This window comes from Nocardia sp. NPDC056064 (genome assembly GCF_042266925.1).
In the GTDB taxonomy this organism is placed as follows: Bacteria; Actinomycetota; Actinomycetes; order Mycobacteriales; family Mycobacteriaceae; genus Nocardia.
On record NZ_JBHJWO010000002.1, the window covers coordinates 1 to 25,139 of the forward strand.

At 70.5% G+C, this 25,139-nt stretch carries 20 protein-coding genes and 1 rRNA gene; 14 read left to right on the forward strand and 7 right to left on the reverse strand.

Going from position 1 to position 25,139, the window contains the following annotated elements:
* A 16S ribosomal RNA gene (locus ACFC06_RS23800) occupies positions 1-269 on the reverse strand; the annotation flags it as partial.
* A 503-nt stretch (positions 270-772) separates the two neighbouring features.
* Here ACFC06_RS23800 and ACFC06_RS23805 point away from each other — a divergent pair.
* From ACFC06_RS23805 to ACFC06_RS23820, 4 genes are all read left to right on the forward strand, one after another.
* Entirely contained in the window at positions 773-1,408 is a 636-nt protein-coding gene (locus tag ACFC06_RS23805; RefSeq protein WP_375935787.1) for a vancomycin high temperature exclusion protein, read from the forward strand.
* A 208-nt stretch (positions 1,409-1,616) separates the two neighbouring features.
* Positions 1,617-2,207 carry a GNAT family N-acetyltransferase gene (locus tag ACFC06_RS23810; protein WP_375935790.1) on the forward strand — a complete coding sequence of 197 codons (591 nt, stop codon included), beginning with the start codon at positions 1,617-1,619 and terminating at the stop codon, positions 2,205-2,207.
* Between the two features lie 61 nt (positions 2,208-2,268).
* Complete coding sequence (locus ACFC06_RS23815; RefSeq protein ID WP_375935793.1) at positions 2,269-8,580, forward strand: SDR family NAD(P)-dependent oxidoreductase; 6,312 nt, start codon at positions 2,269-2,271, stop codon at positions 8,578-8,580.
* Positions 8,577-9,929 carry an aminotransferase class I/II-fold pyridoxal phosphate-dependent enzyme gene (locus ACFC06_RS23820; protein ID WP_375935796.1) on the forward strand — a complete coding sequence of 451 codons (1,353 nt, stop codon included), beginning with the start codon at positions 8,577-8,579 and terminating at the stop codon, positions 9,927-9,929. The genes ACFC06_RS23815 and ACFC06_RS23820 overlap by 4 nt, the downstream gene beginning before the upstream one ends.
* Here the strand turns inward: ACFC06_RS23820 and ACFC06_RS23825 are convergent.
* A complete protein-coding gene (locus ACFC06_RS23825; RefSeq protein WP_375935799.1) occupies positions 9,886-10,479 on the reverse strand; it encodes a hypothetical protein in 594 nt (197 codons plus the stop codon). The genes ACFC06_RS23820 and ACFC06_RS23825 overlap by 44 nt on opposite strands.
* Before the next feature lie 146 nt (positions 10,480-10,625).
* On the opposite strand from ACFC06_RS23825, the gene ACFC06_RS23830 reads away from it, so the two are divergent.
* Both ACFC06_RS23830 and ACFC06_RS23835 read left to right on the forward strand, forming a co-directional pair.
* Positions 10,626-13,907: a DEAD/DEAH box helicase gene (locus ACFC06_RS23830; protein ID WP_375935802.1), complete on the forward strand. Its 3,282-nt coding sequence runs from the start codon at positions 10,626-10,628 to the stop codon at positions 13,905-13,907.
* 153 nt (positions 13,908-14,060) lie between these two features.
* Positions 14,061-14,330 carry a hypothetical protein gene (locus tag ACFC06_RS23835; protein WP_375935805.1) on the forward strand — a complete coding sequence of 90 codons (270 nt, stop codon included), beginning with the start codon at positions 14,061-14,063 and terminating at the stop codon, positions 14,328-14,330.
* Between the two features lie 16 nt (positions 14,331-14,346).
* On the opposite strand, the gene ACFC06_RS23840 is transcribed toward ACFC06_RS23835, so the two are convergent.
* Both ACFC06_RS23840 and ACFC06_RS23845 read right to left on the reverse strand, forming a co-directional pair.
* A complete protein-coding gene (locus tag ACFC06_RS23840) occupies positions 14,347-14,802 on the reverse strand; it encodes a PTS glucose transporter subunit IIA (protein WP_375935808.1) in 456 nt (151 codons plus the stop codon).
* Entirely contained in the window at positions 14,799-15,029 is a 231-nt protein-coding gene (locus ACFC06_RS23845; protein WP_375935811.1) for a glucose PTS transporter subunit EIIB, read from the reverse strand. The genes ACFC06_RS23840 and ACFC06_RS23845 overlap by 4 nt, the downstream gene beginning before the upstream one ends.
* A 173-nt stretch (positions 15,030-15,202) precedes the next feature.
* Between ACFC06_RS23845 and ACFC06_RS23850 the strand changes: the two genes are divergently transcribed.
* The 5 genes from ACFC06_RS23850 to ACFC06_RS23870 all read left to right on the forward strand — a co-directional run bounded on the left by ACFC06_RS23850 (position 15,203) and on the right by ACFC06_RS23870 (position 21,116).
* Positions 15,203-16,549 (forward strand): PTS transporter subunit EIIC, encoded by a 1,347-nt coding sequence (locus ACFC06_RS23850; protein WP_375935814.1) that lies wholly within the window; start codon positions 15,203-15,205, stop codon positions 16,547-16,549.
* A 6-nt stretch (positions 16,550-16,555) separates the two neighbouring features.
* The gene (ptsP, locus tag ACFC06_RS23855) at positions 16,556-18,220 is read left to right on the forward strand and encodes a phosphoenolpyruvate--protein phosphotransferase (protein WP_375935817.1); all 1,665 of its coding nucleotides are present in this window, start codon (positions 16,556-16,558) and stop codon (positions 18,218-18,220) included.
* 226 nt (positions 18,221-18,446) lie between these two features.
* Positions 18,447-19,628 (forward strand): N-acetylglucosamine-6-phosphate deacetylase, encoded by a 1,182-nt coding sequence (locus ACFC06_RS23860; RefSeq protein WP_375937286.1) that lies wholly within the window; start codon positions 18,447-18,449, stop codon positions 19,626-19,628.
* Complete coding sequence (nagB, locus tag ACFC06_RS23865; RefSeq protein WP_375935820.1) at positions 19,628-20,407, forward strand: glucosamine-6-phosphate deaminase; 780 nt, start codon at positions 19,628-19,630, stop codon at positions 20,405-20,407. The genes ACFC06_RS23860 and nagB overlap by 1 nt, the downstream gene beginning before the upstream one ends.
* Before the next feature lies 1 nt (position 20,408).
* Complete coding sequence (locus ACFC06_RS23870; protein ID WP_375935823.1) at positions 20,409-21,116, forward strand: copper homeostasis protein CutC; 708 nt, start codon at positions 20,409-20,411, stop codon at positions 21,114-21,116.
* Between the two features lie 45 nt (positions 21,117-21,161).
* Here the strand turns inward: ACFC06_RS23870 and ACFC06_RS23875 are convergent, their stop codons facing one another.
* Both ACFC06_RS23875 and ACFC06_RS23880 read right to left on the reverse strand, forming a co-directional pair.
* Positions 21,162-21,815, reverse strand: coding sequence for an HD domain-containing protein (locus ACFC06_RS23875; protein WP_375935826.1), 654 nt, complete (start codon positions 21,813-21,815; stop codon positions 21,162-21,164).
* A 70-nt stretch (positions 21,816-21,885) separates the two neighbouring features.
* On the reverse strand, positions 21,886-22,554 hold the full coding sequence (locus ACFC06_RS23880; RefSeq protein WP_375935829.1) for a class I SAM-dependent methyltransferase: 669 nt from the start codon (positions 22,552-22,554) through the stop codon (positions 21,886-21,888).
* 99 nt (positions 22,555-22,653) lie between these two features.
* Here ACFC06_RS23880 and ACFC06_RS23885 point away from each other — a divergent pair, with 99 nt between their 5' ends.
* Positions 22,654-23,232, forward strand: a complete 579-nt coding sequence (locus ACFC06_RS23885; protein WP_375935831.1) for a TetR/AcrR family transcriptional regulator — start codon at positions 22,654-22,656, stop codon at positions 23,230-23,232.
* Here the strand turns inward: ACFC06_RS23885 and ACFC06_RS23890 are convergent.
* Positions 23,168-23,467 (reverse strand): hypothetical protein, encoded by a 300-nt coding sequence (locus ACFC06_RS23890; protein ID WP_375935834.1) that lies wholly within the window; start codon positions 23,465-23,467, stop codon positions 23,168-23,170. The two genes, ACFC06_RS23885 and ACFC06_RS23890, sit on opposite strands and share 65 nt — an antisense overlap.
* Before the next feature lie 54 nt (positions 23,468-23,521).
* Between ACFC06_RS23890 and ACFC06_RS23895 the strand changes: the two genes are divergently transcribed.
* Together ACFC06_RS23895 and ACFC06_RS23900 are read left to right on the forward strand one after the other, a co-directional pair.
* Positions 23,522-24,502 carry an NAD(P)H-dependent flavin oxidoreductase gene (locus ACFC06_RS23895; protein ID WP_375935837.1) on the forward strand — a complete coding sequence of 327 codons (981 nt, stop codon included), beginning with the start codon at positions 23,522-23,524 and terminating at the stop codon, positions 24,500-24,502.
* A gap of 38 nt (positions 24,503-24,540) precedes the next feature.
* A complete protein-coding gene (locus ACFC06_RS23900) occupies positions 24,541-25,095 on the forward strand; it encodes a TetR/AcrR family transcriptional regulator (RefSeq protein ID WP_375935840.1) in 555 nt (184 codons plus the stop codon).
* The last annotated feature ends 44 nt before the right edge of the window (positions 25,096-25,139 follow it).

The following is a 25,139-nucleotide window of genomic DNA, read 5'->3' on the forward strand; positions in this document are numbered from 1 at the left end:
GCCTTGGTGAGCCGTTACCTCACCAACAAGCTGATAGGCCGCGGGCCCATCTCGCACCGATAAATCTTTCCACCACAGAACATGCATTCCATGGTCATATCCGGTATTAGACCCAGTTTCCCAGGCTTATCCCGAAGTGCAAGGCAGATCACCCACGTGTTACTCACCCGTTCGCCGCTCGTGTACCCCGAAGGGCCTTACCGCTCGACTTGCATGTGTTAAGCACGCCGCTAGCGTTCGTCCTGAGCCAGAATCAAACTCTCCGTTGAAGACTCTCGAAACACTCCGAAGAGCGAATCAGAAATATCTAACTAGAGTCCGAAAACCTAGCAATGCGAACACCAGCAAAAGTTTGCTGACATTCAAAATGTCCGACCTCGTCAACCGGGGGGTATGAGAGGCCGGAACCAATAATAATATTGGCACTGACATTCATCGACACACTATTGAGTTCTCAAAGAACACACGCACAAGCTTCCACCCGCAACATGTAGCAGGGGTCTCAGCAGGGCAAGGGTTCATACTTTAGCTCAAGTCCATGACCGGAAGCAAGCTCCCAGCATCATGACCCCGAACACATGATCAGTCAGGCGCTCATCGTCCTACCTCGTTTCCCTGCCACCTGGTGGCCGGGTCGGTGTCCGTGTCGCTCTGACTCGAATTAAGTTACGCATCGCCGAACACGAAGTCAAATCGCCTGGTCGGACGGCATTTTGGGGACGGTGAACGGTACGGTGACATTCGGTCTGTCCGGACGAGGGAGGGAACGGCGATGCGGAACGCGGGGAAAGAGAAGGCCACAGCGAAGCGGCGGGGGTGGCGGCGCATCGTCGGGGCGGGCTTTGTCGTGGTGAGTGGGCTGGCGTTCGTGACGATCGGGTCGAATGTGGCGCTGTGGGCCATGTCTTCGGGGCATCGCAGTGATGTGGCGGGGGCGCCGGTGGTGCCGGTGGTGATCGTGCCGGGGGCCAAGGTGGGCGCGGACGGGACACCGATGGCGTATCTGCGGGGGCGCCTGGACGTGGCGATCGAGTTGGTGGCGGCGGGGAAGGCCGGCGAGATCCTGCTGTCGGGGGACGCGGGTGGCTCGTCGGGGGACGAGATCGCGTCGATGAGCCGGTATCTGAGCGAGCACGGGGTGGATCCGGCGATCGTGCGGGCCGATGGGGAGGGGTTCTCGACGCGGGAGACGTGCGAGCGGGCGCGGACGATGTTCGGGGTGGAGCGGGCGATCATCGTCACGCAGTATCAGCATCTGCCGCGGGCGGTGGCGCTGTGCCGGGAGACGGGGATCGATGCCGACGGTGTGGTCGCCTATTGCGAGTGCAGGCGCCAGACCGAGTTCCGCAACAACATCCGGGAGTGGCTGGCGGCGCCGAAGGCGGTCGCTCAGATGCTGTTGTCATGACCCCAAAACTGGTGTGGCAGAAGGTGCACGACCTCGGTTTCCGGCGTACAAAACTTTACAAAACGTGGCCGGGCGCAAGAATCACTCGGCCTGCGCGACACGCTGGGCTAGCCTGACGACCGCCGACTGCCGAGGCGATCCCGACGTCCCGGAGTACGCGCAGATCGTTTGAGGTACAACAGTTTTGACATCAAAGCTCAGTCCTGTCGTGCGTGCCGCGACGCGGGCCGACATCGCCGGGATGGTGGATGTGCTGGCCGGGGCCTTCGCCTATGACGACCCGATCGACGAGTACATCTTCCCGGACGAGGCCGTACGCGGACGGCGTGCTCCGCGGATGTTGCGGGCGATGATCACCCACCGTTTCCTGCCTTCCGGCGGGGCCGAGGTGGCGGTGCTGAGGGACCGGGTGGTCGGCGCGCTGCTGTGGTATCCGCGGGGTTATCGGCCCGGTGGGCTGCGCGAAATGATCGCGGGGCCACAGCTTCTCGCGGCGATGGGTGGGGCTGTGCGGCGCGGGATCGAGGTGGACGCGGCGATGGATCGCGCGGCACCGGACGAGCCGCACTTCTTCCACGTGTATCTCGGGGCCGACCCGGCCTTGCAGCGCAGCGGTGTGGGGCGCGCGCTGTACGCGTCGTTCACCGCGCGGGCGGATCGGGAGGGTGCCGCGATCTGCGGGATCTGCAAGGACGCCAATGTGGGCTACTACCAGGCGCTGGGTAACGAGCGCGTCGGCGCGGTGCGCCTGGGTGACGCGGGGCCCGAGCTGAACATCATGGTTCGCCGGCCCCGGTAGGACCGACCGGCGGGTCTCCGCCGACGACCGTACGAATTCCCGAGCTGGACGAGGATTCCCCATGCCTGACATTGCCATCGTCGGTATCGGCTGCCGCTATGCCGGCGGCATCGATTCACCGGAGTCGTTCTGGGACTTCGTGATCGACAAGCGCGACGGAGTGCGCGAGATCCCGGCGGACCGCTGGGACTGGCGACGCTACTACGACGCCGATCGGCGCGCGCCCGGACGGATGTACACCAAGCGCGCCGCCTTCATGACCGAGGACCCGTGGGAGTTCGACCCGGAGTTCTTCGGGATCTCGCCGCGCGAGGCGACGGCGATGGACCCGCAGCAGCGGCTGGTGCTGGAGGTGGCGTGGGAGGCGCTCGACGACGCCGGGATCGCCGGGCGCAGCGCGGGGGCCTCGCTGGGGGTGTTCGTCGGGGCGTTCACGCTGGATCAGCTGGCGACCTCGGTCGGGCCCGCGCTGCCGCATGTGGATCTGCACACCGCGGTCGGGGTGTCGTACACGATGCTGTCGAATCGCATCGCGTACGCGCTGGATTTGCAGGGGCCCGCGGTCACGATCGACACCGCGTGCTCGTCGTCGCTGGTGGCGCTGCATCTGGCGTGTCAGGCGATCGCGAACGGTGACTGCGAGCTGGCGATCGCCGGCGGCGTGAACGTGATGGTGCAGCCGGAGACGTTCGTGTCGATGTGCAAGGGCGGGTTCCTGGCGGCGGACGGGCGCAGCAAGCCGTTCGACGCGGCGGCCGACGGGTACGGGCGTGGCGAGGGCGCGGGCATCGTGGTGCTGAAGGCGCTGGCCGACGCCGAACGCGACGGTGACCGGATCTACGCGGTGGTCAAGGCCACCGGGACCAATCAGGACGGACGGACCACCGCCATCACCGTGCCCAATGCTGCGGCGCAGGAGGCGCTGGCGCGCACGGTGATCCGGCGCTCGGGGGTCGCAGCGCGGGACGTCACCTATGTGGAGGCGCACGGGACCGGGACACCGGTGGGTGATCCGTTGGAGCTGCGGGCCATCGGACGGGCGTACGGGGTGTCGACGGGGCGGGCGCAGCCGCTCGGGGTCGGGTCGCTGAAGGCGACGCTGGGGCATACCGAGGCGGCGTCGGGGATCGCGAGTGTCATCAAATCGGCGCTGGCGGTGCGCCATCGGACGATTCCACCGCAGGGGTGGCTGGAGACGCCGAATCCGGAGATCCCGTTCGCGGAGTGGGGTATCCGGGTGCAGACCGAGGCGGAGCCGGTGGGGGCCGAGGTCGAGCGGATGACGGTGGCCGTCAACGGGTTCGGGTACGGCGGGACCAACGCGCACGCGATTCTGCAGGAGTATCGGACGGAGGCCGGAGTGGGCCGGGCGCCCGCGCATTTCGGGGTGCTGCCGTTGTCGGCGCGGTCGGAGGCGGCGGTGCGGCAGCTGGCGCTCGGGATGGCCGAGCGGATCGCCGAGGGTGCCGATCCGGCGGCACTGGCGGAGGCGGCCTGGCGGCGGCGCCATCATCATCCGGTGCGGGCGGCGATCGCCTTCGGGGACGACAGCGGGCTGGTCGAGGGGCTGGTCGGGCTCGCCACCGGGGCGGGACGTGTCGGGCGGACGGTCGTCAAGAAGGCGGCCGAGCCGGTGTTCGTGTTCACCGGCATGGGGCCGCAGTGGTGGGGTATGGCGCGGGAATTGCTCGGTGCCGACGGGGTTTTCGCTGATGAGGCGCGGCGGGTGGACGCGGAGTTCCAGGCCGTCGCGGGGTGGTCGATCGTCGAGGAGCTGCTGCGGCCGGAGGACGAGTCGCGGGTGAGCACGACGGCGGTCGCTCAGCCGGCGAACTTCCTGGTGCAGGTGGCGCTGTTCGCGGCCCTGCGGGAGCGTGGGATCGAGCCCGCGGTGGTGGTCGGGCACAGTGTCGGTGAGGTGGCGGCGGCGCACGTGACGGGGATGTTGTCGCTGCGGGACGCGGTGCTGGTGAGCTACCACCGGGCGCGGTTGCAGGCGACGACGGCGGGGACCGGCGGGATGCTGGCGGTGGGGCTGGGGCCGGACGCGGTGCGTGAGGTGCTCACCGCCGACGACACGGTGGATATCGCCGCGATCAACAGTCCGTCGGCCGTGACGCTGGCGGGGGCGGTCGATCGGCTCGACGAGATCGCCGAATTGCTCACCGAGCAGGGTGTTTTCGCGCGGCGGCTGACAGTCGAGGTGCCGTATCACAGTGCGCTGATGGATCCGATTCTCGACGAGCTGCGTGGTGCGCTGGCGGGACTGACCGTGGCCGAGCCGCGAATTCCGCTGTACTCCACCGTGACCGGCGCGCTGGTGACCTCCGACGGGTGGGACGCGGAGTACTGGTGCGCGAATGTGCGTCGGCCGGTGCGGTTCGCCGACGCGGTGAGCGCGGTCGTGCGGGCGGGGCATCGGGTATTCCTCGAAGTGGGGCCGCATCCGGTGCTGGGGGCCAACATCCGGGAGATCCTCATCGGGACGGGCGAGGCCGGGACGACCGTGGCCACGCTGAACCGCAAGCAGCGCGACGGGCACAGCATGCGGCAGGTGCTGGCCGATCTCTACGCCGCGGGGGCGCTGGATGTCGACGCGCTGTTCACCGCGGTGGACGGGCCGACACCGCAGGTGGACCTGCCGCGGTACCCGTGGCAGCGGACCCGGCTGCGCTCCGAGCTGCCCGAGATGCGGTTGCTGCGGCACGGGACGCCCGGTGCGTATCCGATGCTGGGTGACCCGCATCCGGACGATCCGTCGACCTGGCGGCGGCACCTGACGGTCGCCGCGCAGCCGTGGCTGGACGATCACGTGGTCGGTGGGATGCGGATTCTGCCGGGGGCGGGGTATCTGGAGGCGGCGCTCAGCGCGGCGGCGGTGCGGACCGAATCGGCGCAGGTGGGGGTCGAGGGGGTGCGGTTCGTCGCGCCACTGGTGGTCGACGGGGGTGACGCGCCGATCGTGGAGCTGCACCTGGAGGAGTCGACGCGGCGGTTCACGATCCGGTCGCGGGGCGCGGCCGGGGCGCACTGGACCGTGCACGCGCTGGGGCGGGTGGTCGAGGGTTCCTATGATCCGACCACGGCTGAGCTGCCGGATCTCGCCGCGATGGTGTCCGTCGATCCCGCCGGGTTCTACGCGGGACTGACCGCGGCGGGGCTGGAGTACGGGCCGACGTTCCGGCGGGTCACCGAGATCTGGCTGGACGCGGCGACCGTGGTCGCGCGGGTCGACGGCGAGATCGACACGGAGGCAGGCTATCTCGCGCATCCGGCGGTGGTGGACGCGGCATTGCAGACCGTGGCGGCGCTGCTGGCCGCGCGCGGCGGCTCGCACGACGGCGCGATGGTGCCGGTCGGGGTGGGATCGGTGCGCAGGCTGGCCGCGCTGCCCGCGCGGGTGACGGTGGTGGCGCGGTTGTCCGAGGGTGACGCGCCGGTCGCCGATATCGATCTGCTCGACGGGGACGCGGTGTGCCTGCAGATCCGGGGAGTGCGGTTCGGGTCGCTGACGCCGGGCGCGGGGCCGTTGCAGCGGATGACCGAGCTGTTCTACGAGGACCGCTGGGAGTTGCGCGAACCGGTCGATCCGGCCGCGCTGCCGGGGACCGACGGGACGTTCACTCTGATCGTGGGTCTCGGGGCGCAGGATCGGGTCGAGCAGGTGCACAAAGCGGTGTGTGACAGCGGGATCGGGTCGGCGGTGCTGTCGCTCGATCCGGCCGATGCCGAGCTGGAGGCGACGCTGACGCGGCAGCTGGGCGAGGTGGTCGCCCGTGAGGCGGTGTCGCGGGTGCACGTCTGTGTGGTGCCCGGTGACGGCGATGTCGCGGGGCTGTGGGCGTTGCGGCGGGTGGCGGTGGCCCTGGAAGGCTTCCTCGATCATCGGGCGATCGAGCTCGGCGTCGAGATCCCGATGACCGGTGACGGGGCATTGCACGCCACGGTCGTCACCGCGCACGCCTACGCGCATCCGGCCGACCTCACGGCACCCGATCCCGGGCAGGCGGCGGTGGCCGGTGCGCGCCGGGTGCTGCTCAACGAGCAGTCGCGGTTGCGGTGGCGGCTGGTCGACATCGACGCCGACGTGCAGGCCGCCGACCTGGCGGCCGAGCTCACGATTCCCGGCGCGTTCACCTACGACCTCGGTGACGAGATCGTGCTGCGCAACGGGTTGCGCTGGACCACCGTGGTGGACCGGTCGCTGCCGCAACGGCTCGAGGCGCTCGACACCGCCGAACCGCTCACCGATCCGGAGGCGAACTTCGCGCTGGAACTGCCGTCGTCGCGCACGTTCGCGAAACTCGGGTGGCGGCGATGTGCGCGACGGACACCCGGGGCAGGCGAGGTCGAGGTGCGGATGCGCGCGGTCGGGCTCAACTACAAGGACGCGCTGAAGGTGATCGGGCTGCTGGGCGAACGCGAGCTGGCGCCGACGTATTTCGGGACCGTGCCCGGGATGGAAGGCGCGGGCACGGTGGTCCGGGTCGGCGCGGGGGTGAGCGGGGTCGCGGTCGGGGACGCGGTGGTGGTGACGTCGCGGGGCATGATCGCGCGGTTCCACACCACGGGCGCCGACCAGGTGGCGCGGGTCGAGCCGGAGACCGATCCCGGGCGCTGCACCAGCGGAACCGCGTTCGCGACGGCCGAGCACGCGTTGCTCGAGCTGGCCAGGGTGCGGCCCGGCGAGACGGTGCTGGTGCACGGTGCGGCGGGTGGTGTCGGGACGGCGGCGGTGCAGATCGCGAAACTGCACGGGGCGGTCGTGATCGGCACGGCGAGCACCGAGCAGCGGCGGGCGCGGGTGCTGGCCGAGGGCGCCGATCACGTGCTCGGGTCGCGGTCGCTGAGTCTCCTCGACGAGGTGGCGGCGCTGACCGGCGGACGCGGGGTCGACGTGATCCTCAGTACCGCGCCGGGCGAACTGCAGCGTCAGAACTTCACCATGGTCGCGGAATTCGGGCGGATCGTGGAGATCGGCAAGGCCGACATCTACGCGGGTGGCGTGCTCGAACTGTCCGCCTTCGACAAGAACATCGCCTACTACTCCTTCGACCTGGACCGGATGCTGCGGGTGCGGCCCACGGCCGTGCTCGATCTGGTGCGGCAGGTGAACACCCGTTTCGACGACGGCACCTACCGGGCGCTGCCGTTCACCAGCTACGGCACCGCCGAGGTGGGGCAGGCGTTCGAGGCGGTCGCCCGGTCCACCGGGACGCACCGGATCGCGCTGGATCTCACCGAGTCCGAGCCGCTGGTGCGGCCGACGCTGCCCGAGGTGACGGTCGACGCGGCGGCGAACTATCTGGTCACCGGCGGGTTCGGCGCCTTCGGGCTGGCGACCGGGCGGTGGCTGGTGGGGCGAGGTGCCACGCGGCTGACGCTGGCCGGGCGCGGTGGGGCGCGCACGGACGCGGCGATCGGGCAGGTCGCGGCGTGGCGGGAGCAGGGGGTCACGGTGGTCGAGGAACAGGTCGACGTCACCGATGCCGAGGCGGTGGCCGGCGTGATCGCGCGGGCGCACACTCCGGAGCATCCGCTGCGCGGGGTGTTCCACACCGCCGGGGTGATCGACGACAAGCGGGTGACGGTGATGGACGAGGCCAGCCTGGCGACGGTGTTCCGGCCGAAGGTGGACGGGGTGCATGCCCTGGTGGCCGGGCTGGGTGCCGCGGACGTGCGGCTCGACCAGTTCGTGCTGTATTCCTCGGGGTCGGCGATGTTCGGTGGCGTCGGCCAATTCGCCTACACCGCCGCCAATACCGCACTGCACGCCGTCGCGGACTCGGTGGTCCGGGCGGGCGGGACGGCGCTGGCGGTGGGCTGGGGGCACATGTCCGGCGGTGGCATGGCCGCCGCGGACGAAAACATCGCTCGCTATCTGCGCACCACCGGGTTCGATTCGCTCGATATGGACGAGGGCACCCGCTATCTCGAACAGGCGTTGCGGCTCGGTGTCAGGCAGGCCGCGATCATGCCGATCGACTGGGCGAAGGTGGCCGCCACGGCGCCGTTCTTCGCGCAGACGGGGCGGCTCGCCGCGCAGATCGCCGCGGCGGCCCAGGACGATTCGACGGCGGCGCGGTTGCGCGCCGAACTGGCCGAGCTCGACGAGGACAGACGCGGGGAGGTGGTGGCCTACATGCTGGCCGAGCAGCTGGCCCAGGTGATGGGCGTGGCGGCGGACTCGATCGATCTGACGGTGCCGGTGCCCGAACTCGGGCTGGATTCGCTGATGGCGGTCGAATTCGGTGCGCTGGTGTCGAAATCGCTCGGCGTGGAATTGATGACGATGAAGATGGGGCGTTCGTTCAGCCTGGAGCAGGCGGGGGCGCGGGTGGCCGAGGCGATCGTCGGTGGGGTGACGGCGTGAGCGAATCGGCGCGCGAGCTGGCCCGGAAGTTGCTGTCCGCGGCGGGGACCGGTGCGGCGGCGGTGCCTGCCGCGGCGCCCGCCCCGGTCCGTCGGCGGCGGGGACCGGGACGGCAGTTCGCCGATCATCCCGAGGTGGCGGCCATGGCGAACAAGCGCGCCATGATCGCGGCGGTGCACGAGCAGTTCGGGATGCCCAATCCGGTGTTCCTCACCCGGGAGAGCCCCAACGACACCGTCATCCGGTGGCAGGGGCGGCAGCTGGTGAACTTCAGTGCCTACAACTATCTCGGGCTGGCCAATCATCCGAAGGTGGTGCAGGCGGCCAAGGACGCGCTCGACAACTACGGCGCGTCCGCGTCGGCCTCGCGCATCGTGGCCGGGGAGATCCCGCTCTACGCCGAACTCGAACAGCGGCTGGCGACGATGTACGACGTCGACGACGCCATGGTCACCACCAGCGGGTATCTCACCAATGCCGGGGTGATCGGATTCCTGCTCGGCAGTGGTGACGTGGCGATCTGCGACGCGCTGATCCATCGCAGTGTGAGTTCGGGGGTGCAGTGGGCGGGGGCGCGTCAGCTCACCTTCCGGCACAACGATCCCGAGTCGCTGCGGTCGGTGCTGCGGATGGCGCGCGGCAATTTCGATCGCGCGCTGGTGGTGGTCGAAGGGCACTACAGCATGGACGGCACGATCGGGCGGGTGGCCGAGATCGCCGAGGTGGCCAGGGAGTTCGACTGTGCGGTGATGGTGGACGAGGCGCATTCGTTCGGGGTGCTCGGCGAGACCGGGCGCGGAGTGCGCGAGCACTTCGGGCTGGCCGGTGACACCGTGGACATCTGGATGGGGACGCTGTCCAAGGCGCTGGGCAGTTGCGGTGGGTTCGTCGCCGGGGAAGCGGATCTGATCGGGGCGATGAAGGTGTGCGCGCCGGGTGTGGCGACGCTCAGTGGCGGGCCCGCGCCGTCCACGATCGGTGCGGCACTGGCCGCGCTCGACGTCCTCGACTGCGAACCGCAGCGGCTGACCCGGCTGTGGGCCAATGCCGAGCTGTTCCACGGGCTGCTCACCGAGCGCAGGCTCGATCTCGGTGTCTCGCAGGGGACGCCGATCTGCCCGGTGCTGATTCCGCAAGAGCTGCGCGTGGGGTATGTCGCCTCGCGGCTGCTCCAGCACGGGATCTACGCCGGGCCGATCTCGGCGCCCGCGGTGCCGGCCGGTGGGGAGCGGGTGCGGTTCTTCCTGACTTCCGAACACTCCCCCGAGCAGCTGCGCGGGGCGGCCGATCAGCTGGCCGAGGCGGTCAGGGCCGCCGCGGAACTCCCCGATTTCGGAGACGCGAATTGAAGGAGCCCCACCGGGCACGCAGGGAGGGCCGGGACGGCTGGTAGTTCAGGATCGGCTCGTAGGGCGGGCCCGCCAGCAGACTGCGGCACCCGCGAAGGATCGTTGCACGGAGCGCCTCGAAGTCGCCGATATCGGCCGCGAGGTAGTCCGACAGCGCCTCGAGGTGGTTCCACAGCACGCCGGGGTCGCCGATCGACGCCTCGGGGAAGCTCGCCAGCACCGACAGCTGGTGGATGAGCCCGCCCAGGTGGGGCCCGGCGATATCGGCACCGGATAGCAGGGCAGTGGCGTGCTCCTTCGCGCGCCGGAGCCGGACCTCGGCCTCCCTTGTCACCCAGCCGTTCTCGTCGGCGACGATGCCGAGTTCCGCCATCGCGGCACGGAACAGGCCGGGCGCCGGGCCGGAATCGGTGACGTGCAGGCAGGCGAGGTCGAGCAGTGCCGGGGTGTCGTGGCCTCGGGCCAGGGCCTCGGCGGCCGCGTACGACAGGCGCTCGGCGGGGAGTTCACCGACCGCGAAGAGGTCGGCGGCGCGGCGCAGTTCGTCCATACGGACAAGGATGCGGCAGTGGCGGCTTCGCGGGCAACGCATATTCCCGCCACGCCGGGCGGGACCGTCGGGGTGCCGTGCCAGGGGAATTGGTATCGCGTAGCGTGGTCGGGGTTGTCATGGTGGCCGAGGGAATGGGGTGCATCGTGGGCGGATCCGAGCACGCCGCGCGGCTCGTACGTTTCTGGCAGACCCTGGAGCTGTTCGGTCCGCATCGTGTTCCCGATGTCGGTCCGACGGCCGACGGGCTCGTCGTCGAGCTCGCCGCGGAAGGACCGGCGCCGTGGGAGGACGGCGCGGAACTACCCGCGTTGCGGGCCGGGCGCGGCTGGCAGTTCGTCGTCTACGGCGGCTTGTTCGGGCTGGGCCGGGCGCGCGAGGCGCTGATCCGGGCCTTCGGTGACGACCACCGCGCGGCCGACGCCCGGCGGGCCGGAACCACGGCCGCTTTCGCGGTGACCCTCACCGGTGACGGTGTGGTGGTGGGTGGTTCGGCGTCGCTGTCGGGGCTGGCCTGGGCGATCAACCGGCTGCGCGAACCCGGTCCGGGAGATCCGGGGTGGGCACAGGGATTCGACCACGACTCGGCCGCGTTCACCGCGGCCTTCGACACCTTGACCCGCGACGCGGCGGCACCGGACGCCGAACAGCAGACCATCCGATGGCTGGATGTGGCCGGGCGCGGCGTCGGTGCCTCACTGATCGCGGCGGGGGCCGACGGAGTGATCTCGCCGGGGCTGGCGGGGATGTCGGCGCTGGCGTTCGCGCAGCGGGTGCGCTCCGACGACCCCGAGGATCTGGGCGAGGCACCACAGCTCACCGGGCGCGACCTGCAGACCTTCACCGGCGAGCTGTGCAGCGCACTGGGAATCCGCTCCGAACTGCGCGCGGGCGGGGTGCGGGTGGCCTGCGTGCAGGTCGCCACCCGCGACGCCGACACCGTCGAGGACCGCCTCAACAGCGGCCTCGGGCCCGACCTCGCCATGCTGGCCGAGGCGGTCGACCGGGGCGATATCGGTGCGGCACTGCGCGATTACCTCGCCGCCACGGCCACGCTGCCGACCGACGACCGCATCGATGTCCGCAGGCGCCAGGACGCGGTGGTCGAGGGACTGCTCCCCCACCTCGTGCCGGACGGGCGCTGGCCGGGTGACCCGTTGGTCTCGGGTCAGCAGTTCGCCGTCGACCGGGCGCTGGCCGAATTGCGCGACGACGCCGGGATCTTCGCGGTCCACGGCGCGCCGGGCACCGGCACCACGACCATGCTGCGCGATCTGCTCGCCGGCATCGTGGTCGAACGCGCCACGCAGCTGGCCACCTTCGACGATCCGATGGCGGCGTTCACCGGGATCACCGAACAGGTGCAGGTCGCCAGGAACTACACCGTCGGCGCGCACCGGCTCGCCGCGCAGGTCACCGGGTTCGAGGTGGTGCTGACGACCGGCAGCGACGAGGCCGCGGCCGCGGTGGTCACCGAGATCCAGCATCGCGAGGCCGTCGATCCCGGCGTGCGGCTCAACCACTTCACCGAACTGGCCGAACTGGTGGGCGGCGAACCCGCCTGGGGGCTGGTGGCCGCGGCCCTGGGTGGTGCGCGGCGCAGTTACGGCGAGCAGTTCTGGTTCGGCGAACGGTTCGCCACCGAGCGCAAGAGCGAGCCGTCCGCGGTCGGCATGCTCGACATCCTCAAACAGGCCGAGTCCGACCCGGATTCGATCCCGGACTGGTCGACGGCGGTGCGCGACTTCGCGACCCGGCGCGCCGAGGTGCGCAGGCTCGCCCAGGAACGCCAGGACGTCGCCGACGCGGTCGCCGAGCTGCCCGACATGAACACCGCGCTGCAGTCGATGGCCGACGAGATCGCCGATGCCGACGACGCGCACGCGCACTGGCGGGAGCGCCATCAGGGCGCGACCGAACAGCTGCGGGCCGCGCAGGCCGCGCATCACCGGGCGGGCAAGCTGCTCGGGGAGCACAGCGGGCAGAAGCCGGGGTTCCTCGCCTCGTTGTCGACGGGGTTCCGGTCGGGGCGGCGGTGGAGTGCGCGCAGTACCGAGCTGCTGCGGGAACGTCATGCGGCCGAGGCGGACATGCGGCGCAGGCAGAGCGAGGTCGACTACGCGCGCGAACAGTGGGCGCAGGCCGCCGAGCACGGGCGCGGGCTCATCCGCGACCATCTCGCGCTGACCACGCGGCGGGAGAACGCCCTCGACGTGATCGAGCGGGCGCGCGAGAACTGGGCGCGCACCATCCCGTTCGGCGATGTGGCCGGGGACGAGGAGCAGTTCCAGCTGTGCAATCCGTGGGCCGACGAGCAGTACGCGACCGCGCGACGCGAGGTGTTCGTGTCGGCGTTGAAGGTGCATCGGGCCTTTCTGCTGAACGCGGCGCCGCGGGTGCGCGACAACCTGATCGTCGTCATCGCGCTGATCCGGGGTGAGCTGGAAGTCGCGCCCAAGCCGGAGACGATCGCGGCGGCGTGGCAGACGCTGTTCCTCGCGGTGCCGATGGTGACCACGACGTTCGCCGCGCTGCCGACGCTGTTCGCCGGGCTCGGGCGTGAGGCGCTGGGCTGGTTGTTCGTCGACGATGCCGGGCAGGCGGCGCCGCAGTCGGTGGCCGGTGGGTTGTGGCGGACGCGGCGCGCGGTGATCGTGGGCGATCATCGTCAGCTGGGGCCGGTCGGGGTGCTGCCCACCTCGGCGCAGGAGGCGCTGGTGCGCCGGTACGGGCTCGAACGCGAATGGCTGCCGGACCGGGCGACGGCGCGCAGTGCCGCTGATCGCGGGGTGCGCTACGGGACCTGGCTGACCCCGGCCGACGCCGACGAGCCGGTGTGGGTCGGTACCCCGCTGCGCGTGCACCGGCGCAGTGACCTGCCGATCTTCGAGCTGACCCATCGGCTGGCCTACGACGACGACCTGCTGTTCTTCGGCACGCCGGAGCGTCCGGAGTTCCCCGGCGGGAACCGGTGGATCGATGTCCGGTCCATCGGCGCGGAGGGGAACTGGATTCCCGGCGAGGGCGAGGCGCTGGCCGTGCTGCTCGCGCAGCTGATCGAGGACGGGGTCGCGGCCGCCGACATCCGGGTGGTCAGCCCGTTCCGTGATGTCGCCCGGGGCGCGCAGGACGTTGCCCGTGGCATCCTCGGGCCGGAGTTCGCCGCACGTCAGGTGGGCACCGTCCACGCCATGCACAGCGATTCCGCCGAGGTCGTCGTGCTGGTGCTCGGCACCTCGCCCCCGGCGGGCGGGTCGCGCCGCTGGGCGGCCGCCAACCCGAACGTCCTCAATGCCGCCGTCTCCCGGGCTCGCCGCCGCGTCTATGTCATCGGCAACCACCGATTGTGGAGCAGCCAGCGGTATTTCGAACAGCTGGCCGACCACTGGCCCATCCAGACCGAGATCCGCCAGCCGGTCAGCCCGTAGGGTCCGGCTCCGACGACGGCGTGGCCGGTCTGTGACGGAGGCGGTGCACGCCCGCAACTGTGCACCGCCCACCCGAACGATTCGATCTCCGCCCGGACTATTGCCCGGAATTTGCGGGAGAATTGCTGGGTTCGTCGAAGGATCGGAGCCGTCATGAGAACTACCGCGCTGGTCGGATCGATCGCGGGCGCCGCACTGGCGATCGCGATAGCCATGCCGTCGACAGCTGCCGCCGACCCGGCGGCCCCGGTTGCCCGCGACTGTCACCCGTCCTATGACCCGTGCGTCCCGATCAACAGCGATGTCGACTGCCTCGGTGGTGGCGGGGACGGGCCCGGCTATACCGGCCGCGTGCGGGTGATCGGGCCGGACGAGTACGAGCTCGACGACAACGGCGACGGCATCGGCTGCGAGCCCGCCTGACGGGCGGTCCGCGGGACTACGGCGAGTCGAACAGGAACTCGCCGGATTCGACGGTGGCGCCGAGGGTGGTGGGGTGGATGGTGTCCTTCTTCGAGTCCATGACCACGACGGGGCAGATGGGCGCGTAGCCGGTGCCTTCGAGGGTGGACAGGTCCCAGGTGACGATCGGAGTGCCCGCGTCGACGTCGGATTTCTCGGTGACGTGCAGGTCGAAACCCTTGCCGTCGAGTTTGACGGTGTCGATGCCCAGGTGGACCAGGACGCCGATGCCACCGCCCAGGATGACGAAGGCGTGCGGGTGGAGTTTGAGGATCTTGCCCGCGATGGGGGCCACGACGGTGAGCGGGCCGCGGGTGCGGTCGGGGTCGACGGCGACGCCGGAGCCGACGAGCTGGTCGGCGAAGACCTGATCGGGGACGTCGGCGAGCGCGCGGACCGTGCCGGGCAGCGGGGCCAGGACGGGCACGCTCACAGGATGTCCCCGATGTCCTCGGCGAGGGTGTCGGCCTCGGGACCGACCACGACCTGAACCACCGACCCGGACTTGAGCACACCGTGCGCGCCCGCCGCCTTGAGCGCGGCCTCGTCGACCTTGCCGCCGTCCTTGACCTCGGTGCGCAAGCGGGTGATGCAGGCCTCGATCTCGACGATGTTCTCCGCGCCACCCAGGCCGGCGACGATCGCTTCCGCTTTGGACATGTCTTCTCCCTTTCCGCGGTGGTTGCCGGTTCCAGTATGGGAGCCTCGAATGTGCGCCACGTCATATTTCGCGGTTGACATCCGACACCCACCTGGTCAAACTGACAACTGGTTATGACCGGACAGTACCCGTCAGGGTGACTGGTTCACAACAGTTCTCGAAGAGGGTCGACATGACTGCCGTTACCGACAGCCCCCAGAAGGAATCGAAGGTGTTCGCGGGTCTGCAGCGCCTGGGTCGCAGCCTCATGCTGCCGATCGCGGTGCTGCCCGCGGCGGGCATCCTGCTGCGGCTCGGCCAGGACGACCTGCTCGGCCGATTCTCCGCTCTGCACAGCACCGCGTCGGTGATCTCCGCGGCCGGGCAGGCGGTGTTCACCTGGCTGCCGCTGATCTTCGCGGTCGGCATCGCGATCGGCTGGGCCAAGAAGGCCGACGGCTCGACCGCGCTGGCCGCGGTGGTCGGCTACATGGTGATCAACGGGGTGTTCGAGGCGATGTCACCGATCGTGCTCGAAGGCAAGACCGACCCCAAGGGCGAGCAGGCGCTGATCAACTACGGCGTGCTCGGCGGCATCGTGATGGGTCTGCTCTCGGCGATCCTGTGGCAGCGGTACTACCGCACGAAACTGCCCGATTTCCTGGGTTTCTTCAACGGCAGGCGGCTGGTGCCGATCCTGACGGCGGTGACCGGCCTGGTAGTCGGTGTGGCGATGTCGTTCGTCTACCCGGCTTTCAATTCCGCGCTCACCTGGGTGGGTGAGACCGTCGCGGACAACACCGTGCTCGGCGGCGGCATCTACGGCGCGGCCAACCGCCTGCTCATCCCGACCGGCCTGCACCACATCCTGAACTCGACGGTCTGGTTCCTGGTCGGCGACTACACCGACGCCTCCGGTCAGCTGGTGCGCGGCGACCTCAACCGCTTCTTCGCCGGTGACCCGACCGCGGGCACCTTCATGACCGGTTTCTTCCCGATCATGATGTTCGCGCTGCCCGCCGCGGCCCTGGCCATCTGGCGCAATGCGCGGCCCTCGCAGAAGAAGCTGGTCGGCGGCATCATGCTCTCCACGGGTCTGACGGCGTTCGTCACCGGGATCACCGAGCCGCTGGAGTTCTCGTTCATGTTCGTCGCCTGGCCGCTGTATGTGGTGCACGCGATCCTGACCGGTACCTCGATGGCCCTGGTGAACGCGTTGGGTGTCCACGACGGATTCACCTTCTCGGCGGGCGCGATCGACTATCTGCTCAACTTCGGCAAGGCCACCAACGCGTGGATGCTGATCCCGATCGGGCTCGGCTACGCGGTGATCTACTACGCGCTGTTCAGCTTCGTGATCAAGAAGTGGAACCTGCGCACGCCCGGTCGCGAGGCCGAAACCGATGTCGAGGTGGGCAAACCCGATGTGGCCGCGGTCGAGGCGCAAGCGGCGCTGGCCGCCACCGGCGACACCCGCACCGACGCGCCGTCGGTCGCCGAGACCGAAGCGAAGCTGGACAAGAAACTGGAAGGTGAGTGACGCCCGATGCCCGAACAGGTGATCCGCGGTCTCGGCGTGAGTCCCGGGGTGGTGTCCGCGCCGTGGCTGCGCTTCGGCGCGCAGCTCGAGACCTCCGCGCAGGACCCGGTCGGCGGTTCGCCCGCAGACGAACTCGTCCGGGTGAAGGACGCGCTCGCCGGTGTGGCCGACGAGATGCAGGCCAGGGCGAAACGGGTCACCGGGGTCGCCGCGGAGATCCTGTCCATGTCGGCGACCATGGCGCGCGACCCCGGCATCGTGGCCGCCACCGAGCAGGAACTGGCGGTGGGGATGCCGACGGCGCACGCGGTGCACCTGGCGTTCGAGGGGTTCTGCGCCAAGCTCGAGGCGCTCGGCGGGTACATGGCCGAGCGGGCGACCGATCTGCGCGATATCGGCGGACGCACCGTCGCGGTGCTGCTCGGGGAACCGATGCCCGGTATTCCGGAACCCGGCTATCCGTTCGTGCTGGTCGCGCGGGATCTGGCGCCCGCCGACACCGCGATGCTGGGTGACAGCGAGGTGGTCGGCCTGCTCACCACCGAGGGCGGGCCGACCAGTCATACCGCGATTCTCGCCAAGTCGCTGGGCCTGCCCGCGGTGGTGAACTGTCCTGGGACCGATCTGCTCGTCGAGGGTGCGCCGGTGCTGCTCGACGGCGCGACCGGCGAGGTGGTGATCGATCCGAGCCCGCGGCGCCAGCAGGTCGCGGCCGAGCGGGCCGCCGCCGACGCCGCCCGGCTCGCGGCGGCGGGCGGGCCGGGGCACACCGCCGACGGGACACCGGTGCCGCTGCTGGTGAACATCGGCACCGTGGACGACGCGGTGAAGGCGGGGCCCGTCGACAGCGAAGGTGTCGGCCTGTTCCGCACCGAGTTCATGTATCTCGGCAAGGCGGCGGCGCCCTCGCTCGAGGAACAGACCGCGTCCTACACCACCGTGCTCGAGCAGTTCGCCGGACGCCGGGTGGTGGTGCGCACCCTCGATGCCGGGTCCGACAAGCCGCTGCCCTTCCTCGATCTCGGAACCGAGGAGAATCCGGCACTGGGCGTGCGCGGGCTGCGCATCGGCACCGTCTTCCCGGACACGCTCGCCACCCAGCTCACGGCCTTGGCGCAGGCGGGCGCGGCGACGGGCGCGGATCTGTGGGTGATGGCGCCGATGGTGGCCACCGCCGACGAGGCGGCCGGATTCGCCGCGCTGGCCCGGGAATCCGGCCTCACCATGGTGGGCGCGATGATCGAGATCCCGGCGGCGGCCCTGCGCGCCCCGGATCTGCTGGCGCACCTGGACTTCGTCAGCATCGGCACCAACGATCTGAGCCAGTACACCTGTGCCGTCGACCGGATGGCCGGCGGGCTCGCGCATCTGCTCGATCCGTGGCAGCCCGCGGTGCTGGATCTGATCGCGATGGTCGGCGCGGCCGGGACCGCGGCGGGCAAGTCGGTCGGGGTGTGCGGCGAAGCCGCCTCGGACCCGACGCTGGCGCCGGTGCTGGTGGGGCTCGGGGTGACGAGTCTGTCGATGTCGGCGCCCGCGCTGCCCGGGGTGCGCGCGGCCCTGGCCGAGGTCGGCATCGAACAGTGCCGGGAGGCGGCCGACGCAGCCCGCGCGGCGCGGAATCCGCAGGCGGCGCGGGACGCGGTGACGATGCTCCTGGGACGCGAGTGATCATGCCGGGCCGCGGCGAAGGCTTCGCGACGGCACAACGGTGCTCGAACGGCGGGCCGGGTGGCTCGCCCCCATACGCCGCCGGGCCCAAGTCCGTAGCGGTCGGCAACCGGTTTCTGCGCCGCGGGTGCCGGACGCCGCGACGGTGCCCCAGCGGCACGGTGCCGACGGGTTCGGCGCCGGTGGTCGGCACGCTGCCGCGATCCGGGCCTGGCGGCGGAAAGCGGTGCGGGTAGCCGTGTCCGGAATCGTGCGTGGGCATCTCGTCGGCACTTCCTCCGGCGAGATCGGCGACGGGGTGGTGGAGTTCGCCGACGGGCGTATCCGCTGGGTCGGGGCCGCAGCCGAATATCCGGGGACCGCGTCGATTCCGCGGGCGCGGGCCGAGCTGGTGCTGCCGGGGCTGATCGATCTGCACTGTCACGGTGGGGCGGGGTTCGGGTTTCCCAATGCGGACACGGCCGGGTCACGTGTGGCCGCGGCGCATCATCGACAGCACGGGACGACCGGGCTGTTGGGCAGTCTGGTGTCGGCGCGGCCCGAGGTGCTGCTCGAGCAGGCGGCGATTCTCGCCGAGCTCGTCGAGGGCGGGGAACTGCTCGGCGTCCATCTCGAGGGGCCGTTCCTCAACGCGGTGCGGTGTGGTGCCCAGGATCCCGCCGCGATCGTGCCCGGCGATCCGGCCCTGTTCGAGCGGGTGCTGGCGGCCGCGCGGGGCACGGTCCGCTCGATGACGCTGGCGCCCGAGACCGCGCGCTTCGACGACTTGCTCACCATCATGCGCCGCCACGACGTGCTGCCCAGCCTCGGGCACACCGACGCCGACGCCGCCACCACCACCGCGCGCATCCGGGCCGCGGCGGACGGGCCGCTCACCGCGACACACCTGTTCAACGGCATGCCCGCACTGCACCACCGCTCCCCCGGCCCGGTGGCCGCCTGTCTCGCCGCGGCCGGGCGCGGGGAGATGGTGGTCGAATTGATCGCCGACGGTGTGCATCTGGCGCCGGAGACCGTCGCGATGGTGTTCGACACCGTGGGTCCGGACCGGATCGCGCTGGTCTCGGACGCCATGGCCGCGGCGGGGATGCGCGACGGCGAGTACCGGCTCGGGGCCCTCGATGTGCGGGTGCGCGACCGGGTCGCGCGGCTGGCCACCGAGGACGGGTCGCCCGGCGCGATCGCGGGCGGCACGGCCACGCTCGCGGATGTCCTGCGATGGACTGTGCACCGGGCCGGTGTCCCCCTGGCCGACGCCGTCACCGCCGCCACCCGCACGCCCGCACGCATGCTCGGCCTCGACGGCGAGCGCGGGACGCTCACCGTCGGCGCGCGCGCCGATCTGCTCGTCACCGACCAGTCACTGCAGCCGCGGCGGGTGTTCGTCGCCGGAACGGAGGGAACCTGATGGAGATCGTCATCCGGGCGGACGAGGACGAGGTGGCACACACGGTCGCCGATATCGTGGGCGGTTACGTCGAGCGCGGGAACGCGATCCTGGGATTGGCCACCGGGTCCTCCCCACTCGGCAGTTATCGGGAAATGGCGCGCCGATACGAGGCGGGTGAGCTCGACTTCGCGACCGCGAGCGCGTTCCTGCTCGACGAATACGTCGGGTTGCCGAAAGAGCATCCGCAGTCGTATTTCTCGGTGATCCGGTCGGAGTTTGTCGACCACGTCAACCTCGACGCGGCCCGGGTGCTGAGCCCCAACGGCGAGGCCGGGGACATCGCCGGCGAGGGCCGACGCTACGACGCCGCCATCGCCGCCGCGGGCGGGATCGATGTCCAGCTGCTCGGTATCGGTACCGACGGCCACATCGGTTTCAACGAGCCGGGTTCGGCGCTCACCTCGCGCACCCGGGTCAAGACCCTCACCGCACAGACCCGCAAGGACAACGCCCGGTTCTTCGACGGCCCCGACGACGTCCCCCATCACGTCCTCACCCAGGGGCTCGGCACCATCCGCGATGCCGGTCATCTGGTGATGATCGCGCTCGGCCCGGGCAAGGCCGACGCCATCGCCGCCGCCGCCGAGGGCCCGCTGTCGGCATTCTGCCCGGCCTCGGTGATGCAGTGGCATCCACACGTCACCGTGGTGATCGACGAGCCCGCCGCGAGCAAACTGAAGCTGGCCGACTACTACCGGTACGCCCTCGCGAACAAGCCTGCCTGGCAGTCGTTCTGAGATGACCGCGCTCGAGTTCGCGGTGCAGGACGTGACCGGCGCGCGGCTGGCCCGGCAGCTCGGCGCCGACCGGGTGGAGTTGTGCTCGGCGCTGGGCAGCACGGGCGGCATCACACCGAGCCTCGGGCTGATCGAGAGCGCGGTGGCGACCGGCGTGCCGGTGCATGTGCTGATACGCTGCCGCCCCGGCGATTTCGGGTACGACGAGGACGAACTCGCGGTGATGGCCGCCGACGCGGTCACCGCGATGCAGGCCGGTGCCGCCGGAGTGGTGGTCGGCGCGCTCACCGAGCGGTGCGAGGTGGATGTGCCCGCGCTGGAGCGGCTGGTCGAGGGCATCCGCCTCGGGCAGGGACAGATCACCTTCCATCGCGCCATCGACCAAGTGCCCGATCGTCTTGCCGCGCTGAATGTTCTGCGTGAACTGGGCATCACCCGTGTCCTCACCTCGGGCGGCGCCGCCACCTGCGCCGAAGGACTGCCCGCCCTGGCGGCGATGGTGGAGTACGCCGGCGGTGTGGAGATCATGGCCGGTGGTGGCGTCCGCGTCGCCGACATCCCCGCGCTGCGGGACGCCGGTGTCGACGCCATCCACCTGTCGGCCCGCCGGTCCGTGACCGGTGACGCCGGGCCCGGCGGTGGTAGCGCTCCACGCGAGATACTCGATGTCGCTGTCGCCACCGCCGCCGTGGCAGCGGTGCGCGAGTAGTCCTGCCCCCGAAGCCGATCCGGACACGGGAGCATCCGCGCGCCGCTAGCTCCGTTCGATGAGCACCAGTTCGGCTTCGTCGCGGGTGCACTCGAAGGCCGCGCAGACCGCGTCGAGAGCGGCCTGCTTGTCACCCTCGGCGAAGAGGCGGTCGATCTCGGCCCACTGTTCGATGGTCGGTGGTGTGACCGTCAGGTCGAGTCGGCTCTCCAGGCGCTTCCACATGCGGGCGACGGTGGGGTCGTCGGCGAGCAGGTCACCGAGGTGGGCCTTGAACAGGGCGTGTTCGGTGCGGTACATGCCCATCCAGCTGCTGCCGGGCGGGCTGGCCTCGGCGTTGGCGGTGCGATCGGCGAGTTTGAGGACGACCGCGGGTGGATGGGCGGCGATCTTGGCGTAGGCGTCGAGATTGCGGGCCTTGCGGTCGGGGCCGATGCCGGTGACGGCCCAGACGAGATCGAGAACCTCACGGCCGAAACGGGATTCGACCTCCTCGGCCGTCACCGGAGTGTCCTCGATGACATCGTGCAACCAGGCCGCCGCGCCGAGCGCGCCGTCGTAGCCGAAGTCGGTCAGGACGGCGCGCACGGCCGCCAGATGCGTGATGTACGGCGCCTGGCCGTATTTCTGCTCGCCGTGCGCGGTGCGAGCGAACTCGCGCGCATCGTCTTCCCGCTGGGCAACGCTGCCGAACTCCATGTGGCACCCCCGTGCTCGATTGCTACGTCGAGATCGACCCTAGCCGAGCCCACCGACACGAATGCGGCGATCAGGGCAGCCGGGGCGGTTTGATGCCGGTGAGGATGCCGGTCTGGTCCCGGCTCTGCGTGTAGGTGAGCTCGGTGAACCCGAGCGCGCGCAGCGGTTCCGTGTAGTGCCGGATGTCGGCGTCGGCGAACGGGTCTCCCCCGTTGCGGAGCAGCACCGACAGCGCCTTGCGCATCCGCGGCGACGGTGACGCGTCGGCGAGCAGTACCCGTCCGCCGGGCCGCAGCACCCGCCACATCTGGGCCAGTGCGGCCGCGCGGTGCGCCTCGGGGATGTGGTGCATGACGAAAGTGCAGGTGACGATGTCGAACGCGTCGTCGGGCAGCGGTAGATCCTGGGCCGGTCCGACCTCGTAGCGGTGGTGGGCGACGCGATCCCGGCGGCGATTGTCGGCGACCGCGGTGGCGGAGGGATCGACGCCGACGGCCGCGCCCTCCGCGCCGACCACCGCCCCGAGCGCCCGGACGAGTTTGCCGGGGCCACAACCGATATCGAGCGCGCGTTCGCCGGGCCGCGCACCGGAGCGCGTGACGAATTCGCCCAGCAGCCTGCGGTGACGGCCGAGGAAGAACAGCGACGTGAACAGGTTGTAGCGGCGCAGACCCTGGATGACCAGGCCGGTGCCCGCGTCGTGGACGAACATGGGAGTGAGAAGCTGATGTCGGGACATGCGTCCATGGTCGATCGCCTGCGCGCCCGTCACCAGGAACAACAGCGCCGCAACCGTCCGATTCCGGACAGTCGCGGCGAATCCGTTCAGGAGGAGCGCATGGCCGAACCCGCCGATCGCCGCGTGCGCCGCACCCGCGACCTGCTGCACCGGGCGCTGATCGAGCTGATGATCGAGCGTGGCTACGACCGGGTGAGTGTCAGCGACATCATCGCCCGCGCCGATGTGGGCCGCTCCACCTTCTACGCGCACTACCGCGACAAGGACGACCTGCTGCTGGTGAGCTGCACCGAATACCTGCGCCGCGAGATCGCCCGCACCGCCGCGCCCGGCTCCCCGCTGGCTCCGCTACGGGTGATGTTCCACCTGGCCGCGCACTATCCCGAGGTCTACCGGCCGCTGGTCGGGCCGAAGGTGAGCGCCACGGTGCTGCGGTCCTATCGGCGCAGCTGTGCCGAGCTGCTCGGAGAGGTGCTCGGCGAACAGGCCGACGGCACGATCACCTTCCTGTCCTGGGGACTGGTCGGGCTGATCGCCGAGATGATCGATCCCGCGACGGCGCTGACGCCCGGCCAGGCGTGGCACCGGTTCGAGACGCTGGCGCTGCCCGGCCTCAATGGCGCCGGGGACGCAGGTCCGGCCAGGGCGGACGGCGCAGAACCGCCAGCGCCGCAATGACTCCGGTGAGCAGCCCGATCCATTCGCCGAGCTGAGCGATGCGATTCGCGTCGACCACCGCGGTCCATTCCGCGCGGCCCTCGTGCACGACGAACACCCCGAGCGGACCCGGGCCGTGCAGCAGTCCGGGGCCGCGGGCCACGGTGATCACCGTCGATCCGTACGGTCTGTCGATGGGTTCGCCGAAGATCATCGGCGGCTCGGCGCCCACCCGCGCGAGACGATCCCTGATCATGGCGTCGACGATACGCGGGCGCGCGGGTCGCCGGGCAGGCTCGACGGTGCTGCCATGATGGAGGCGGCACTGTCCTGGGAGAAAGGCGCACCGATGCCCGAGCTGGAACTGTCGACACCGTGGTCACAGGACATGGGACTGCGGGTGCCCGTGGTGAATGCCCCGATGGGCGGCGCGGCGGGCGGGCGGCTGGCGCGGGCGGTGTCGGCGGCCGGTGGGCTCGGGATGATCGGTATGGGCAGCGCCGGTTCGGTCGAGGCGCTGCGGCGTGAGCTGGCGGCGGCCGGGGATTCGGTCGACGGGATCGGGCTGGTCGACTGGGTGCGTCAGCGCGAAAACGGCCTGCTGGAGACCGCCATCGCGGCGCGACCGCGGATCATCTCGGTCAGCTTCGGGACCGATTTCTCCTGGGTATCGCCGGTGCGGGCGGCGGGTATCCGCACGGTCACCCAGGTCTACGACGCGCCGGGCGCGCACCGCGCCCAGGACGCGGGCATCGACATCCTGGTCGCGCGCGGCAACGAGGGCGGTGGGCACGGGGCCGACCGGATGGCGCTGATGCCGCTGCTGGACGCGGTACTCGAGATCGCGACCGTGCCGGTGCTGGCCGCGGGCGGGATCGGCTCGGGACGCACCCTCGCCGCAGTGCTGGCGGCGGGCGCGGCGGGCGCCTGGCTGGGAACCTGCCTGGCCGCCGCCGAGGAATCACTGCTGCCCGAGCCCGCGCGGCTGGCCATGCTGGCCGCCGACTCCACCGGCACGGTGCTCACCACCTCCTTCGACGAGGCTCTCGACCTGCCCTGGCCACCGATCTACCCGGCCCGCGTGCTGCGCAACGAGTTCACCGATCCGTGGCTCGACGACGATCAGCGGCCCTCGCCCGAGCGGCTGCGCGCGGCCATCGCCGCCGACGATCCCCGGCTGGCGCCGGTGGACGCGGGTCAGGGGGTCGGCCTGGTCACCCATATCGAACCGGCGGCCGACATCATCGACCGGCTGTGCACCTCGGCCGCCGCCTTGCTGGCCGAGCACTGAGCCTTGCAAAAATATGTTGACCGGTCTAGTTTCTAGCTGTGGGCACGAAAGGCGCCGAGACGCGCTGCAAGCTGATCAAGGCGACCCGATCACTGATCGAGTCGCGCGGCTATTTCGGCACCGGACTGAATCAGATCGTGCAGACCAGCGGCGCGCCGCGCGGGTCGCTGTACTTCCACTTCCCGGGCGGCAAGGACGAGCTGGTGGCGGCCGCGGTCACCGACAGCGGTGTCGAGATCGCCGAGATGATCCGCACCACCGAGGCCACCGACGCCCGGGATCTCGCGCACCGGATGGTGCGTTTCCTCGGCGATCGGCTGGAGGGTTCGGACTGGACGGTCGGCTGCCCGGTGGCCGCCGTCGCGCTGGATACCGCGTCCACCAATGACGCTGTGCAGCAAGCCTGTTCGTCCACCTACCAGATCTGGGAAGAGGCGCTGCGCGAGCGACTGATCGGGTTCGATCACCCCGAACCGGAGCGGGTCGCCACGGCGGCGCTGGCGCTGATCGAGGGTGGACTGGTGCTGGCGCGGGCACATCGTTCACGGCAACCACTGCGGCGGGTCGCCGACACCATCGACACCCTGATCTGATTCCGGCACACGCCCTCCTCGAGTCATCGCTTCAAAATATGTAA